Here is a 16,067-nt window from a genome sequence, read left to right on the forward strand (position 1 = left end):
GCCGGCGCCCCCGCCTGCGACCAAGCCTCAGCGCTTGGTCAGCTTCAGCAGCAAATTTTCGGAACTTCTGATTTGCGACTGCAGCCGGAAGCGCGAGATCCGCCGCTGCCGGCGCCCCCGAGCCAACATGCTTGGTCCGATGTCGATCGAGGCGCCGCCGAGAAGGCGCATATACGTGCCGGTGTGGTGCTGCATGAAGGCCTGCGTGTACCAGTCCGCCGGATAGAGTTCGAAGCAGGCTCCTGGCAGCGGCGCATCGTTGGATTGTTGCTGGGAATAGTTCGCCCCCTCCACCCACATGGCGTCCGCCCAGGCGACGAGGAGCAGACAGGCGGCGTCCGGAATCGGGATGTTGCAGCCATCATAGAGCGTGGAGAACGCGTCGAGATTTCCCCAGGTCAGGGGAGCGATATCCAGCGTGTTGTAGTAGCGCGGGCAATAACTGAATGTGGACGTGTAATAGTCCGCGAAGGCGGCGTTGCCGGCCGCCGGAGCCGCGAATGTCGCCGGCACGATAGGGTTCGAAACGCCGACGAGGGCAAGCGAGGACTGTAGCCAGGGCGCCAGCACCGAGGTCACGCATCCGCCGAGGCTGTGGCCCGTGCACACGAGAAGCGGGTTTTGGTTTTCCGGCGCCTGAAGGAAGTTCGCGACGAAATCTAGAAGCGAGACGCCGCCGGATGAAAAGCCCTGGATGGTCTCCAACGCGAAAAGCGTTCCGTCAGCCACAAGCGCCGGGCTTCCAAAGGGCAACCATGGCGGCGATCTCTGGAAAATAACGTAAAAATCCTCAAAAGCCTGCTGCAGGACGCCCCAGACGTCATCGACGTCCGCGTCGGCGCCACGCGTGACGACGGCGGCGAAAGTCGGCGGAAGATTGGGGCCGTCATAATAGGCGGCCACGAAGACGAGATTAGCAAGATCGTCGCTTTCGACCGGTCCCCAGACGCACGCCCATCGGCCCCCGGCGCTAAGAGGAGGCATTTTGGTGTTGACGAGCCCGGGAATGGCCGACGGCAAGGCATAGGAAATTTGGCACAGCTGCAGATAGGCGACGCCAAAAATGTCAGTCGGACCCCTAGCAGGCTGCAACAAGTCTTCGTTCAATCTCTGGGACAAATGCTTCTCCCCAAATGACTTGTAAAAAAGCTTTATACCTGCGGCCGCTAGCCGGTGGGCGCAGATTCATTGCTTGAGCTACGCCTTAAGAGGACAAATTCTTCAATTAGTTTGATAAGATAACACAACACGAGCGGGCCGGATAGAAGACCGCACGGATCAACCTATGCAGGCGACTTGGACCCCGAACGAGACGCTCGTCAGCTCTCGTCCGACCGCCGCCCGACGCCGAGCGCTTCGAGCCGCGCCTGCTCCTCGGCCGTCAGTTCCGCCGGCCGCGCCGTCACGACGCCGCGCCGTCGCCGCGCCGCCATCCAGATGGCGGCGGCGCCCGCGAGCAGCGCGATCAACGGCGCGGCCCAGAGCAGCAGCGTGCCTGGCTTCACCGGCGGGCGCAGCAGCACGAAATCGCCATAGCGGGCATGGACGAATTCGCGCACCTGCGCGTCGCTCATCCCCTCCTTCAGCTTCTCGCGCACGAGCACGCGCAAATCCTTGGCGAGCGAGGCGTCGGAATCGTCGATCGACTGGTTCTGGCAGACGAGGCAGCGCAGCTCGGTGGTGATCGCCCGCGCCCGCGCTTCGAGCGCCGGATCGGCAAGCCTTTCGCCGGGTGTGACGGCGTGAGCGGCGAGCGGGAGGAGAAGGAGCGCGATGAAGACCCCCACCCCAACCCTCCCCCGCTTCACGGGAGAGGGAGCAAGATCCGGCGATTTCTCGCCATCCGGCAAATGCCGATCGTTAGGGTCCCCTCTCCCGCGACTGCGGGGGAGGGACAGGGAGGGGGCTCCGACGCTCATTCCGCCGGCTCCAGCGCTGGAGCGGCGGCGCGGCGGGCGACGCCGATGCGCAAACGCCGGTCGGCCAGCGACAGCGCGCCGCCGAACGCCATAATCAGCGCGCCGATCCAGATCAGCGTCACGAGCGGCTTCCAGTACAGCCGCGCATCGATCGTTCCATCCTCATGCGACTCGCCGATCGCCGCGTAAACCTGTCCGAGCGCCAGCGTGACGATGCCCGCCTCCGAGCGCGCCATGCGCCGCGCCTGATAGAAGCGCTTGGCCGGTTCGATCGTCGCGAGCGTCGCGCCGTCCTTGCGCACCGCCATGACGGCGTAGACTTCGGAATAATTCGGCCCCTGGCGCGGCGAAACAGATTCGATGCCGATCTGATAGGGACCGACGTCATAGAAGCTCGAAGGCTTCATCGCGACGATGGTTTCGACGCCCCAACCCGTCGCGGCCAGGCCGAGAAGCGTCAGCCCCATGCCGGCGTGAGCGATCGACGTGCCGAAGGCCGAAAGCGGCAGGCCGGCGAGCCGCTTCAGGCTCGCGCGCCCCGAGCTCCCTCGCACGCGCAGCGCGAGATCGCTCAAAGCGCCGACGACGAGATAGATCGCGATGCCGGCGGCAGCGACGGAGAGGAAGGGCGTTCCGTACCAGGCGCCGAACGCCGCCGTCGCGACGACCCCGACAAAGAAGGCGACGCGCAGCCGCTGCAAAGCGGCGGCCAGATCGCCGCGCTTCCAGGAAAGCATCTGGCCGATCGGCATCAACAAGGCGAGCGGCAGCGCGATCGGGATCAGCACGGTGTTGAAGAAAGGCGCGCCGACGGAAATCTTCTCGCCGGTGATCGCTTCGAGCGCCAGCGGATAGAGCGTCCCGACGACGACGGTGGCGCAGCACGCCGAAAGCAGCAGATTGTTGAGGACGAGCGCGCCTTCGCGCGAGATCGGCGAAAACAGTCCGCCGACGGGCAGCGCGCCGGCCCGCAGCGCAAAGAGCGCGAGCGCGCCGCCGATGAAGAAGACGAGAATGGCGAGAATGAACACGCCGCGGTCGGGATCGCTGGCGAAGGCATGCACGGACGTCAGCACGCCGGAGCGCACAAGGAAGGTGCCGAGCAGCGACAGCGAGAAGGCCAGGATCGCGAGAAAGATCGTCCAGACCTTCAGCGCCTCGCGCTTTTCCATCACGGCGGCGCTGTGCACGAGCGCCGTGCCGGCGATCCAGGGCATCAGCGACGCGTTCTCGACCGGGTCCCAGAACCAGAAGCCGCCCCAGCCGAGCGTGTAATAGGCCCAGTACGACCCCATGGCGATGCCGAGCGTCAGCGCGATCCAGGCGAAGAGAGTCCAGGGGCGAATGACGCGCGCCCAGCCGGCGTCGATGCGTCCGCCAATGAGCGCGGCGGCGGCGAAAGAGAACACGATCGAAAAGCCGACATAGCCGAGATAGAGCAGCGGCGGATGGATCGCGAGGCCCGGGTCCTGCAGGATCGGATTGAGATCGCGGCCTTCCCACGGCGCCGGCGCGACGCGGGCGAACGGATTTGAGGTGAGCAGAATGAAAAGAAGAAAGGCCGCGGCGACCGAGCAGCCCCTGCACGGCGAGCGCGTCGGCGCGCAGCCGGTCGGTCATCGCGTTCGAGAAAATCGCGATCAGCGCGCCGCACAGCGAGAGAACGAGCACCCACAAGAGCATCGAGCCTTCGTGATTCCCCCACACGCCCGAGATTTTATAGATGAAGGGCTTCAGCGAATGGGAATTCTCGATCACGTTCACGAGCGAGAAGTCGGAAACGACATGCGCGTAGGTCAGCGCCCCGTAAGATAGCGCGACGAACAGGAATTGCGTGATCGCCGCCGGGCGCGCGACGCGCATCAGCGCCGTGTCGTTCAGCCGAGCGCCGATGAAGGGAATGGCGAATTGCGCCAGCGCAAGGGCGAGCGCCAGAACAAGCGCATAATGTCCGGTTTCAACGATCATGCAGACCTTCCGAGGATCGCAAGAAAGGGCGCATATCCCTCCCCTTGACGGGGAGGGTCGAACCGCGACGCGGTTCGGGGTGGGGTGATCTCGTAGAGGGACTGTGAGATCGCCCCCCACCCGGTCGCTTCGCAGCCAAGTTTACGCATCCTGCATAAACTTGCCTGCGATGGCGACCGACCTCCCCACAAGGGGGAGGTATGAACCCGATGGCCGCCCATCACTTCGTCTCTCCCTGCCAGACGCCCTGCTTCTTCAAAGCGTCGGCGACGTCGCGCGGCATGTAGCGTTCGTCGTGCTTGGCCAGCACGCTGTCGGCTCGAAAGCCGCCGGAGGGCTGCAGCACGCCGTCGACGACGACGCCCTGCCCTTCGCGGAAGAGATCCGGCAGCAGGCCCGTGTAGGACACCGTGAGATCGCTCGTCTTATCGGTGACGGTGAAGCGCACATCTTGGCCATTCTTGACCACCGTGCCTTCCTTCACGAGACCGCCGATGCGCAGCCGCGCGCCGGAGGCCGTTTGCTTCTTCGCAAGCTCCGAGGGCGTGTAGAAGAATACGATATTGTCGCGCAGCGCGAACAGCATAAGCCCGGCGGCGACGCCGAGAACGGCCATCGCGCCGGCGATCAACGTCAGCCGCTTTCCCTTACGCGTCATTGTTCAAAACGCTCCCTTGCGGCCACCTATGGCCGCTCTCGCAAAAAGGCGAAACGTCTAGCCTCCGATATTCAGCTCCTTCGCCAGCGCCTCGATGCGGGCGACATCATCTTGCTTGCTGGCGAGCGCCTTGCGCGCCTCGGTCACGGCCTTCTTCGCCTTTTCCGTCTCCGCGAGGACGCTATAGGCGCGAATGAGCTTCAGCCATCCTTCGACGTCGTCGCCCTTGGATTCGAGGCGCGAGGCAAGACGATCCACCATGCCGCGGATCATCTCCTGACGCTGATCGGCGGGCATCGCCGCAATCGCTTTGCCTTGTTCGCTCGACGGCCCGCGCGCGACGACCGGCGCGCTTGCTTCGCCGCGCAGAATGGCGAGCTGGGCGTTGACCGCCTTCAGATAAGCGGCGTCGGCCGGCGCGTCAGCAGCCATCTTGGCAAAGATTGCGATCGCCTTGTCCTTCTCGCCGGCCTGCGCGGCCGCCACGCCGAGGTAATACTGCGCCTCTGGCGCCGCCGCGTCGAGCGCGAGCGCCGCCTCGAAATCCTTCCTTGCTTGCGGCGTCACCACGCCTTGAGCGACGACGACGCGCGCTTCTCCGAGCGCCGCAAGTCGGGGCGCAGTTGCGCCCAAAAGTCGCAGCGCTTCCGAATAGGCGTGGACGGCGTCTTCGCCGCGCCCCGTGCGCAGCAGATATGGCGCGATGACTTCGAAGCCGCGGCCGTCTTCGGGATGCTCGCGCAAATGCTGTTCGATGCGCGCGACGGCGCCGGAGAGATCATTGCGGTCCGGCGCGGAGTCGAGCCGCGCCGTCAGCGGCATATCCGGCATGTCAGAATGGCCGAGCCGCGCATAAAGCGTCAGCGCGACGGCGGGGATGACCACGATGGCGGCGAGCGCCGCGCCGAGCGCGAGTTTGCGCGAGGAGACGACCCTCGCCTTTGGCGCGGCTTCCGCGCGCAACAGTCGGCGCGCCGCCTCGGTCTTCGCGGCGTCAGCGTCCGGCGCGTCGAGACGCCCTTCGGCGCGTTCCCTCTCGATTTCGGCGATCTGCTCCTCGAAAAAGGCGACGTCTGCGGCGCTTTCATCCCGCGCCCCATTCCGCATGGCGAGCGGCGCCAGCACCGCCATCACCGCGGCGCCGGTCAGCAAGGCGAAGATAAGCCAGATCATGCCCGCTCTTTAAGGCTTTGCGCTCCCTATTGGAAGGGCGGCCGTTGCTCCTGCACGCCCGTCCATCGGATATTCGCGCCAAGGGAGGCTCCGTGATTACGCGGCTCGCAATTTCCGGCTATCGATCCATCCGCGATCTGGTCCTTGCGCCGGGGCGTCTCACCATCGTGACTGGCGCCAACGGCGCCGGCAAGTCCAGCCTTTATCGCGCGCTGCGTCTTCTCGCCGATGTTGCGCAGGGACGCATCGTCCAGTCCCTTGCCCGGGAGGGCGGACTGAATTCGACGCTATGGGCTGGGCCAGAGAAATTCTCCCGGGCCATGAAAGCGGGCGAGACTCCGGTAGAGCCCTTGGCGCGCCAGTCGCGAAAGGCGCTGAAGCTCGGCTTCGCTTCGAAGACCTATGGTTATGCGATCGACCTCGGCCCAACTTCCAATGCGACGGAGGCCTTCCCGCTCGATCCGCAGATCAAGCTCGAGGCGCAATGGACCGGAGAACATCTCGGCCATGCCAATCTTTTCGCCGAGCGACGGGGACCGAGCGCACGCATTCGCGGGGAAAAAGGCGAATGGCGGCAGGCCGCGGCTTCACTCGCCGGCGTCGACAGCATGATGACGCACTGCGCCGACCTGCGCGAAGCCTATGACCTCTCGATCTTGCGTGAGACGGTGCGGAGCTGGCGCTTCTATGACAATTTGCGCGCCGACCGCGAGGCGCCGGCGCGACGCCCGCAGATCGGCACCTTCACCCCCGCGCTCGCGGATGACGGCGCAGACCTCGCGGCGGCGCTCGCAACCATTTTGGAAGTTGGCGACGCGGACGGCCTGCACGAGACGATCGAGGACGCCTTTCCGTCCAGCACGATCGATATTTCGGCATCGGACGGTTACGTGGAGACGCTGATGCGCCAGCACGGTTTGCTTCGGCCGCTACGCGCCGCGGAACTCTCGGAAGGCACGCTGCGCTATCTGCTGCTCGTCGCTGCGCTGCTGACGCCGCGCCCGCCGCTGCTGATGGTGTTCAACGAACCTGAAGCGAGCCTCCATCCCAATCTCATCGGCGCGCTGGCGCGCCTGATGCACAAGGTCTCCAACGAGACTCAGCTGTTCGTCGTGTCGCACTCGGCCCAACTGGTCTCGGAACTGAGAAAAGATGATGGTTGCGTCGAAATCGCGCTAGAGAAGCGTTTGGGCGAGACGCTCGCGCCCGAACATGAGTCGCCAAAGTGGCGCTGGCCGTCACGGTAACGCTTGACTGGCGGGCGCGCCTAATCGGAATTGCGCCGGATCCTCGTGCGAACCCTCATGCTCCGAGACCCTAAATGCTCATCAACACGCCCTCGATCGAACAACTTTCCAGTGTGATCTCACAGGTCACCGGCCCAGCCTTTCTGCTCGCAGCCGAGGCGCAGCTCTTGGCCGTCCTCGTCTCACGATTGGACCGCATCATCGATCGTGCAAGAACCATCGTCCTGACTGACGGCGACAGCGCGGCGCAAGTCGATCTGAAAGCTGAACTGCCAATCCTCAGAAAGCGCGGCTTGCTGATGCATTACGCGATCTACTGGGGCGTCGCGAGCTGCATCGTGACGAGCGTTCTCGTCATCGTCAGCTTCGGGGCGGCTTACCTTCATGTACGCCACGAGTATGGCGCGGGATTGCTGTTCGCCCTGGCGATGGCGCTGTTCACCGCCGCGCTGGTCGCCTTCGCGAGAGAATTGCAGCTCGGATATATTGAGATTAGCGGCGGCGCTAAGCCTCTCCAAAGACGCGCGCGAAAATCGTATCCACATGTTTGAAGTGGTACGAGAGGTCGAACAGCGCGTCCAATTCCGCCGGCGACAGCTTTGCGCTCACATCCTTGTCGTGCCCGAGCAGCGTGCGGAAATCCCCTTCCAAATTATTTTCTTGCGACGGGCGTCCCTCGAACGCCCTATGCCAAACCGGCATGGCGTTACGCTGCACCATGGCGTAGGCGTCTTCGCGCGAGACGCCTTTTTGCGTCAGCGCCAGAAGCACGCGCTGCGAATGAATGAGTCCCCCGAGCTTCTCTAGATTCTTGCGCATATTTTCGGGGTAGACGACGAGATTGTCGATGACGCTCGTCAAGCGCGCCAGCGCGAAGTCCAGAGTGACCGTCGCGTCAGGCCCGATCATGCGCTCGACGGACGAATGCGAAATATCACGCTCGTGCCAGAGCGCGACGTTTTCCATCGCGGGGATCGCCATGCCGCGCACGAGCCGCGCAAGTCCGGTCAGATTCTCGGTCAGCACCGGATTGCGCTTGTGCGGCATGGCGGAAGAGCCCTTCTGCCCTGCCGAGAAATATTCCTCCGCCTCGAGCACCTCGGTGCGCTGAAGATGACGGATTTCGATGGAGAGCCGTTCGACGGAAGACGCAACGACAGCGAGCGTCGCAAAAAACGCCGCGTGGCGATCGCGCGGAATGACCTGCGTCGAGATCGGCTCGACGGTCAGTCCCATCTTATGCGCCACATAGTCTTCGACGCGCGGATCAATATTGGCGAAAGTGCCGACGGCGCCCGAAATCGCGCAGGTCGAAATTTCCCTTCGCGCCTCGACGAGCCTTTCGCGCGCGCGGGTGAATTCGGCGTAGGCCTGCGCCAGTTTCAGCCCGAACGTCGTCGGCTCGGCGTGAATGCCGTGCGAGCGGCCGATCGTCGGCGTGTATTTATGCTCATAGGCGCGCGTCTTGAGCGCGGACAGCAGCCCGTCGACGTCGGCGATCAAGAGATCCGCGGCGCGCGACAATTGCACGGCAAGACAGGTGTCGAGCACGTCGGAAGACGTCATGCCCTGATGCACAAAGCGCGACTCGGCGCCGATGAATTCGGCGAGATGGGTCAAAAAGGCGATTACGTCATGTTTCGTCACACGCTCGATCTCGTCGATTCGCGCGACGTCGAAGGTGACGAAATCCGCTTTGTCCCAGATCGCCTTGGCGCTCTCCCGCGGGATGACGCCGATCTCGGCGAGCGCGTCGCAGGCGTAGGCCTCGATCTCGAACCAGATGCGAAACCGCGTCTGCGGCTCCCAAATCACGGTCATCTCGGGTCTGGAATAGCGGGGGATCATCCGGCGCGCCCTGAAAATTTGTGGAAGAAGAGAGGCGCTAGCATGCGCGTTGCATCAAAGTCCATATATGGGGCGACCAGCTTGGAGGATTCATGCAGTCGACGGATGTCGTCGTTCTTGGCGCCGGAATCGTCGGCGTCAGCGCCGCGCTGCATCTGCAGGCGCGCGGCCGCGACGTCGCGCTCATCGATCGCGTCGGCGCCGTGGGACAGGAGACGAGCTTTGGCAACGCCGGCCTGATCGAACGTTCTTCCCTCATCCCCTATCTGTTCCCGCGCGATCCGGCGAAACTTATCAAATATGCGCTGAACCTTCTGCCGGAGGCGCGTTATCACGTCTCGGCCATGCCGGCGGTGGGGCCCTGGCTCTTGCGCTATTGGCGCGAGAGCGCGCCAGAGAGGGTGCAGCGAAATATTGAGGCGCGACGCCCGCTGATCGAACACAGCCTGAGCGAGCATGAGGCGCTGATCCAGCAGGCAGGCGCCGGCGAGCTGTTGCGCAGGACCGGGTGGATCAAGCTGCATCGCAGCGAGCGGACTCTCGCCGCCGGCCTTGCCGACGCCGAGCGGCTGCGCGCCTATGATCTGCATATCGATACGCTCGACTCGGCCGGGGTCGCGGCGCTGGAGCCAGATCTCGCCCCGATCATGGGCGGTATCCATTACCGTGACACCGCCGCGATCATCGATCCCGCGGCTCTGTCGAAAGCCTATGCCGATCTGTTCGTCTCGCGTGGCGGCCATCTGCTCTCAGGTGACGCGCGCAGCCTTTCACAAGAGCCGGACGGGCGCTGGCGCGTCGAGGCCGGGCAAGGGCCGCTCGTCGCCGGCGCCGCGGTTGTAGCCCTCGGCCCCTGGTCGGACGCCATCTACGGGCCGCTCGGTTATCGCATTCCGCTCGGCTGGAAGCGCGGCTACCATATGCATTACGCCGCAAAGGACGGCGCAAAGCTCAATCATCCTATCCTCGACGCCGACGTCGGCTATCTCTTGGCGCCAATGCGCCGCGGCGTCAGGCTGACGAGCGGGGCCGAATTCGCCCGCCGCGACGCGCCGCCGACGCCGGTGCAGATCGAGGTTTGCGAACCGACGGCGCGCCGATTGTTTCCGCTCGCCGAACGGCTGGACCCTGAACCCTGGCGCGGCGCGCGGCCCTGCCTGCCGGACATGCTGCCGATCATCGGTCCTGCGCCGCGTCATCGCGGCCTATGGTTCGATTTCGGCCATGCGCATCATGGGCTGACGCTTGGGCCGGTTTCCGGCCGGCTCCTCGCGGATATGATGACGGGCGAACAGCCCTTCATCGATCCCGCGCCCTATCGGGCCGATCGATTCTGATCTTGCGACGATCCTTTGTTCTATTCGGCGCCGACGAGTTTGAGCGCGCGGTCCAAGACGCGCACGACGCGCGCGAGATCATGTCCGCGCCGAAGCACGAGCCCCGTCGCCGCGATGACGGAATAGGCGCCTTGCCGACGCGCTAGCGCCGGGTTCTTCTCGATTCGATACAGCGGCGCTTCGCTCGCGCGCCGAAAAATCGAGAACACGGCCTTCGCCGGCGTGAAGTCGATCGCATAGTCGCGCCATTCTCCCTGCGCGACTTTCGCTCCATAAAGATTGAAGATGACGTTGAGTTCTAGGCGGCTGAATGAAACCGGCGCGCCGCGCTTGTCTCCCGGAACTCCCGACGCCGCGTCCGGCGAAGCCCCGCTCGCGACAACGACGAGCGCGGGTCGGGCCCGGCTGGGCTCCGTCGTCTCCGACTCCGCCATGCGTCCGCTCTCCTCGATCTCTCTTAACCATGTTGGCCCGCAAGGATGCGCCGGGCAAGACTTAATGACTGGTTTGTGACCAGAATCTTCGCGTCCCTGCGCTCCGATAAGATTTGGCTGGGAAGAATCATACTTTCGCCGACTTGGCGCCCCTTGCCAGCCAAACGCGCCGCCCAAAATGAAGTTCATTGCCTCGACAGCTCGGGGCCACGCGTTTTCGGTTTCGTCAGCCCCCCAGCCCCCCGAAGCGTGCGGTTCAGAGATTTAGAGGTCGTGGCGATGGTCGAGCCGGCCGGGAGTTTCGCTCCCGCGCCGGCTCGTCTAGCTTTAGCGGGCTGCCTACCCGCCTTGAGCGGCCCCGCGGCGGCGCCCCGCCGCCGAGGCTCTTGCAAATTCCGCAACAATGACGAACTCAAGAGCCGCCGTCGCGTCGACCGCGACGTGCATTCTCTTTTTCTTTTCATCGGAGAGAACATGACCGACGACGCCGCATCCGTCGCCGCCGCGGCTCCCGCCGCCGATCCGCAAACCGCCGCCGATTTCGGTTTTGAGGCCGACGTCGCACGGCTGCTCGAGCTGATGACGCACTCCGTCTATTCAGAGCGCGACGTCTTTCTGCGCGAACTCGTCTCGAACGCCGCCGACGCCTGCGAAAAGTTGCGCTACGAGGCGCTTTCCGACGAAAAACTCGCCGCGCAAGCCGCCGCGCCGCTCGTCACGATCTCACTCGATCAGGAGAAGCGCACGCTGACCGTCGCCGACAATGGGGTCGGCATGTCCCGCGAGGAGCTGATCAGCGCCCTTGGCACCATCGCCAATTCGGGCACGCGCGCCTTTCTCGACAAACTCGGGAAGGAAAAGGACGCCGGCTTCATCGGCCAGTTCGGCGTCGGCTTCTACTCCGCCTTCATGGTCGCCGACCGCGTCGAGGTCGCGACGCGGCGGGCCGGCCAGGATCAGGCATGGCTGTGGAGTTCAGACGGCAAGGGCTCCTATCAGATTGCGGCTCTGCCGCTCGAGGCGGCGCCCGCCGTCGGCGCCCGCGTCACGCTGCATCTCAACGCCGACAGCGATGAATTTCTCGACGGCTGGCGGGTTGAAAGCGTCGTGCGCGAGCACTCGGGCGCGATCGCCGCGCCGATTGATCTCATCGCGGCGCCGGGCGAAGAGCCCCGGCGGATCGCCGAAGGCGTCGCTCTGTGGACGAAGCCGAAGTCGGACATCACACATGAGCAATATGTCGACTTCTACCGGCAAATGTCAGGGCAGCTGGATGAGCCCGCGCTGATCGCCCATTGGCGCGCCGAAGGGCGCACGGAATATACGGTGCTCGCCTTTGTCCCGGGCGCGCGGCCGTTCGATCTCTTCGATCCGGCGCGAAAGAGCAAATCCAAGCTTTATGTGCGGCGCGTGCTGATCTCGCGCGACATGGAGCTGCTGCCCGCGTGGCTGCGGTTCATGCGCATCGTCGTCGACAGCGCCGACATTCCGCTCAATGTTTCGCGCGAGATGGTGCAGAAAAGCCCGATCGCCGGCGCGATCGGCAAGGCCATCGCAACGCGCATTTTGCAGGAACTCAAGAAGCTCGCCGACGCCGAGCCCGAAAAATTCGCCGAAGTGTGGAAGAACTTCGGCTCCGTGCTCAAGGAAGGGCTGCATGAAGACCCGAGCCGCCGCGACGATTTGTTCGAAATTGCGCGGTTCGCCTCGACGAAGTCCGAGGAACACACCCGCGCGCTCAAGAATTACGTCGCCGATCTGAGGGAAAATCAGACCGCGATCTATTATCTTGTCGGCGACGACATGAAGCGGCTGCGCGCCAGCCCGCAACTTGAAGGATTCCGCGCGAGGGGCGTCGAAGTGCTGCTTCTCGACGACGCCGTCGACGCCTTCTGGGTGACGAGCGCGCTCGGCTACGAGGGCAAGCCGTTCAAATCCGTCACGCAGGGTCAGGCCGACATCGATTCGATCGCGCTCGTCGACGAAGCCAAGACGGAGGCGACGCCGCCGGCGGACGTGGCCGACCTGCTGGCGGCCCTCAAGGAGACGCTCACGGATCATGTCGACGATGTGCGCGCCTCGACGCGGCTGACGGACAGCGCCGTCTGCCTTGTCGCTCCGGACAGCGGGTTGGATCGCCAATTGTCCCGCCTTTTGGCCGAACATGGACAACAGGCGGCCTTCGGAAAGCCGGTTTTGGAGATCAACCCGAGGCATGAAGCGATCGTCGCGCTGGCGACGGCCTTGCGCGCCAAAGGGCGTGAAGCGGCGCGTGACGACCAGTTCCTCCTGCTCGATCTCGCCCGCGTCGCCGACGGCGAGCATCCCATCGACGCAGCGGCTTTCGCAAAAAGGCTGACGGCGCTTCTCGCCAGCCGGGGGTAGAGATGAATCTGGGCGCGAGCAAAGCCGCAACGAGCGATCCGCTGACGCGCGCCCAGGCGATCGCGACAGTTGCGGACTATCTCGGCGCCCGGGGAGTTGAGGACGCGCAGGAGGACGCACGCGCTCTGCTGCGCGCCGCCACCGGGCTGACGCGGCTCGAACTCGCCATGACGCCGCGCGCGCCGCTTTCGGACGAGGAGGCGCGCGCCCTCTCCCGCTACGCGGCGCGACGCGCCGCCCGTGAGCCGGTGTCGCGCATTCTTGGAGAGCGCGGATTCTGGACGCTCGACCTCGCCGTCGCGCCGTCAGTGCTCGATCCGCGGCCCGACACAGAAACGCTGGTCGAGACGGCGCTGCGCTTCGTTGCGGACAGGCGCGACGCGCCGCTCTCGATTCTCGATCTCGGCGCCGGCTCGGGCGCCATCGCCTGCGCGCTTCTCAGCGAGCTTCCGGCGGCGCGCGCCGTCGCCGTCGACCTCTCGGAGGACGCCTGCGCGGCGACCGCCGCAAATCTCGCCCGTTGCGGCCTGTCAGACCGCGCGGCGATTGTGCGCGGCCGCTGGGCGGAGGCGCTCCAGGCGCGTTTCGACCTTATCGTGTCCAATCCTCCCTATGTGCGCACGCAGGACATCGCAGGGCTCGATCCCGAGGTGCGGCTCCATGATCCGGCGCTGGCGCTCGACGGCGGCTCCGACGGGCTCGAGCGATATCGGGAGATCATCGGGGACGTGCGGCGGCTTCTTGACGAGGACACGATCGTCCTGTTCGAGGTCGGCTTCGATCAAGCTGGCGGCGTCGCCGCGCTGTTGGAGGCCCACGGCTTCAACATCGAGCGTGTGGCGCGCGATGTTGGGGGCCACGAGAGGGTCGTGGCGGCGCGGCTTGGCCCGCCAAGGCCGTGACATATTGGCGACAGTACCCGCTTTTTTGGCCCGTCTCGCCGCGCTCGGCCTTGTTGCCGGCCACCCCCTCCACTATAGTCATCCCAGGTCCAGCCGATCGCCGACTTCGAGAACAACTCGAACGCTTTGGCCCCGCTTCGCGAACGGAAGCCCGAAACGACCGGCCAGGAGCAACGTCGAAATCGACATGAAAGCGCCGGAGTGAAGACCACTTCGATTGTCGGGGGCGTTGCGATCCGGCAGGCAGGCATGCAATCGCGTTGGACGTCAAGCCGTTGCGCTGAGGGGAATTGGCGCAAAGCTACGTGGGGCCGCCGATTGGCGCCGACTTGAGGAAAATCGACTCGCGCACAGCGTTATCGAAGCTTGAGGTCCGAAAACGGATTGCTGTCGCCTGTCCGTTCGCGCATGCGCCGGGCGAAGGAATTTAGCGGCGACGTTATTGGGAACGCCGCGCAGGCGGGGCCGAGCGCAGCAAAGATTTCGGGGAGTTTGATGAGACCAGGGCAAAACAAGAGAATGCGCGGACGGCCCAACAACCGCAAAGGGCCCAATCCGCTAACACGGTCCTATGAGTCGAATGGCCCCGACGTGAAGATCCGCGGCACGGCTCAGCATGTCGCCGAAAAATATCTTCAGCTCGCGCGCGACGCGCAGTCCTCCGGCGACACGATCATGGCCGAGAGCCTGCTGCAGCATGCGGAGCACTATTTCCGGCTGATCGCCGCCGCGCAGCAGCAACAGCAAGTCAACGGCTATGGGCGCCCGCAGCTGGAAGCGGAAGTCGACACCTCCGAGGACGACGACGATTTCGCCCCGCTTCCGGATCGTTTCGCGCCACTTGCCGAACGGCTGCCGCCGCCGGCCTTTCAGCCGCCGCCGCCGCCCTTCGCGTCGCAACCACAGCCGCAGCCGCATTTCTCGCAGCCGCAGCCGCAGCCCCAGCCTTTTGAGGAGCGCCCGATCGGCGAGATGCGCGCCGGCGAGCGCGTGGAGCGTCCGGAACGGCAGCAGCGGCCCGAGCGACCGCCGTTTAACCGAGATCGCAACGCCGAAGGCGGCGAACGTCCTCGTCACCAGGGATATGAGCGCGGCCGCGACCGCCGCTTCCAGCCGCGCCCCGAGGCCAGCGCGGCCGAGAGCGAACCAGGGACGGCGCTTCCCTCATTCATCACCGCGCCAGTGGCGCGCGCCGCTGTCCCCAGCGAGGGCGCGGGCGCGGAACCCGTTCTCGAGCGCGAGAATGCGCCGCGTGAAACCGAGGGCGGAGTCAATTATCATTTGAGTTCACGCCGGCGCCGGCGCCCGCGCCCGCCGATGGATGACGTCGCCGGCGGCGCACGGGACGAGGAATCGCCGCAGGTGGGCGAACTTCCGCTGGAGCCCGATCGGTTCTAGGGCTTCAGGCGAGGATGCTGATCGCGTCGCCGGCCTTGATCCGGCCACCCTCGATCACCCGCGCGTAAACGCCGCAGTCAATGTGGCCGAAGTTCTGGCGGAGCGTTTGAACGAGATCCATGTCGCGTCGCCCTGTGCCCGGCTCGACGCCTGTTGCCGCGCAGCGATCGGTCATTTTGAGCACCTCGAGCCGTGCGCCGCCGATCGACAGCGTTCGCCCCAAGAGCGCCGCCTCGGCCCATGCGCCCATGTCTTCGACATAGAGATTGGCGCGAAACCGCAGCGGATCCATCGCGGCGCCTTGCGCCTGCGCAATCGCCGCAACGCTCGCCAAATTGACGAGTGAGACAAATCCCGACTTTGAATCCGTGAAGCGAAAGCCGTCGGGCGCGGCCAGAAGCCGCACGGGGCCACGGATTTCGGGCCCAAGAAAGCCGGTCAGGAAGGCCTCGATGGGTTGGCGCCCTTCGGCGGACCGCAACTCTCCTCGCGCGACCTCGCGCCCTGCCCTGGCGATCGTCAATACGCCTGTCGAGTCATTGTAGCGCGTCGCAAGACCCGCGAGCCCGCCGTTCCTCATCAGCATCAGAAATTTGATCTTGGGCTGATGTTCGGGCGCCGCTGGATCGAAGCCTGAAGGACCGTTTTCCAGCGCGAACAGCCGATCTCCCGGAAAATAATCGCCAGTCTTCAGATCGGCGGCGTCCAGCGGCTCCGGCGAGAGGCCCTTGACGGGATAGCGGTAGAGAGAGGCGAGTCGCATGGACGTCCCTGTTCGGTGACAAGTCGAGGCGAATT

Annotated in this window: 13 protein-coding genes and 1 pseudogene; 6 read left to right on the forward strand and 8 right to left on the reverse strand. The window is 64.9% G+C overall.

Annotated features, from left to right (window positions below):
- Window positions 1-27: 27 nt before the first annotated feature.
- The 5 genes and pseudogenes from A3OO_RS0116640 to ccmI form a co-directional block, all read right to left on the reverse strand.
- Window positions 28-1,119 (reverse strand): lipase family protein, encoded by a 1,092-nt coding sequence (locus A3OO_RS0116640; RefSeq protein ID WP_156824850.1) that lies wholly within the window; start codon window positions 1,117-1,119, stop codon window positions 28-30.
- 200 nt (window positions 1,120-1,319) lie between these two features.
- Window positions 1,320-1,787 carry a cytochrome c-type biogenesis protein gene (locus A3OO_RS0116645; protein WP_018408979.1) on the reverse strand — a complete coding sequence of 156 codons (468 nt, stop codon included), beginning with the start codon at window positions 1,785-1,787 and terminating at the stop codon, window positions 1,320-1,322.
- Window positions 1,788-1,915: 128 nt separating this feature from the next.
- Window positions 1,916-3,887 (reverse strand): annotated as a pseudogene (locus tag A3OO_RS21815) (heme lyase CcmF/NrfE family subunit).
- Window positions 3,888-4,107: 220 nt separating this feature from the next.
- Window positions 4,108-4,545, reverse strand: a complete 438-nt coding sequence (ccmE, locus tag A3OO_RS0116655) for a cytochrome c maturation protein CcmE (RefSeq protein ID WP_018408982.1) — start codon at window positions 4,543-4,545, stop codon at window positions 4,108-4,110.
- Window positions 4,546-4,602: 57 nt separating this feature from the next.
- On the reverse strand, window positions 4,603-5,718 hold the full coding sequence (gene ccmI / locus A3OO_RS0116660) for a c-type cytochrome biogenesis protein CcmI (protein ID WP_018408983.1): 1,116 nt from the start codon (window positions 5,716-5,718) through the stop codon (window positions 4,603-4,605).
- A gap of 92 nt (window positions 5,719-5,810) precedes the next feature.
- On the opposite strand from ccmI, the gene A3OO_RS0116665 reads away from it, so the two are divergent.
- Both A3OO_RS0116665 and A3OO_RS0116670 read left to right on the forward strand, forming a co-directional pair.
- The gene (locus tag A3OO_RS0116665; protein ID WP_026223080.1) at window positions 5,811-6,965 is read left to right on the forward strand and encodes an AAA family ATPase; all 1,155 of its coding nucleotides are present in this window, start codon (window positions 5,811-5,813) and stop codon (window positions 6,963-6,965) included.
- A gap of 74 nt (window positions 6,966-7,039) precedes the next feature.
- Complete coding sequence (locus tag A3OO_RS0116670; RefSeq protein ID WP_018408985.1) at window positions 7,040-7,516, forward strand: DUF2721 domain-containing protein; 477 nt, start codon at window positions 7,040-7,042, stop codon at window positions 7,514-7,516.
- On the opposite strand, the gene purB is transcribed toward A3OO_RS0116670, so the two are convergent.
- Window positions 7,470-8,813: an adenylosuccinate lyase gene (purB, locus tag A3OO_RS0116675; protein WP_026223081.1), complete on the reverse strand. Its 1,344-nt coding sequence runs from the start codon at window positions 8,811-8,813 to the stop codon at window positions 7,470-7,472. The genes A3OO_RS0116670 and purB overlap by 47 nt on opposite strands.
- Window positions 8,814-8,905: 92 nt before the next feature.
- Between purB and A3OO_RS0116680 the strand changes: the two genes are divergently transcribed.
- Window positions 8,906-10,150, forward strand: a complete 1,245-nt coding sequence (locus A3OO_RS0116680; protein WP_018408987.1) for an NAD(P)/FAD-dependent oxidoreductase — start codon at window positions 8,906-8,908, stop codon at window positions 10,148-10,150.
- Between the two features lie 20 nt (window positions 10,151-10,170).
- Here the strand turns inward: A3OO_RS0116680 and A3OO_RS0116685 are convergent, their stop codons facing one another.
- Window positions 10,171-10,584, reverse strand: coding sequence for a DUF2794 domain-containing protein (locus tag A3OO_RS0116685; RefSeq protein ID WP_018408988.1), 414 nt, complete (start codon window positions 10,582-10,584; stop codon window positions 10,171-10,173).
- 474 nt (window positions 10,585-11,058) lie between these two features.
- Between A3OO_RS0116685 and htpG the strand changes: the two genes are divergently transcribed.
- The 3 genes from htpG to A3OO_RS0116705 all read left to right on the forward strand — a co-directional run bounded on the left by htpG (window position 11,059) and on the right by A3OO_RS0116705 (window position 15,269).
- The gene (htpG, locus tag A3OO_RS0116690) at window positions 11,059-12,969 is read left to right on the forward strand and encodes a molecular chaperone HtpG (RefSeq protein WP_245257180.1); all 1,911 of its coding nucleotides are present in this window, start codon (window positions 11,059-11,061) and stop codon (window positions 12,967-12,969) included.
- 2 nt (window positions 12,970-12,971) lie between these two features.
- Window positions 12,972-13,871: a peptide chain release factor N(5)-glutamine methyltransferase gene (prmC, locus tag A3OO_RS0116695; protein WP_018408990.1), complete on the forward strand. Its 900-nt coding sequence runs from the start codon at window positions 12,972-12,974 to the stop codon at window positions 13,869-13,871.
- A 495-nt stretch (window positions 13,872-14,366) separates the two neighbouring features.
- Complete coding sequence (locus A3OO_RS0116705; protein WP_026223082.1) at window positions 14,367-15,269, forward strand: DUF4167 domain-containing protein; 903 nt, start codon at window positions 14,367-14,369, stop codon at window positions 15,267-15,269.
- Window positions 15,270-15,273: 4 nt separating this feature from the next.
- On the opposite strand, the gene A3OO_RS0116710 is transcribed toward A3OO_RS0116705, so the two are convergent.
- A complete protein-coding gene (locus A3OO_RS0116710) occupies window positions 15,274-16,032 on the reverse strand; it encodes an MOSC domain-containing protein (protein WP_018408994.1) in 759 nt (252 codons plus the stop codon).
- Window positions 16,033-16,067 lie beyond the last annotated feature (35 nt).

The organism is Methylocystis rosea SV97 (genome assembly GCF_000372845.1).
GTDB lineage: Bacteria > Pseudomonadota > Alphaproteobacteria > Rhizobiales > Beijerinckiaceae > Methylocystis > Methylocystis rosea.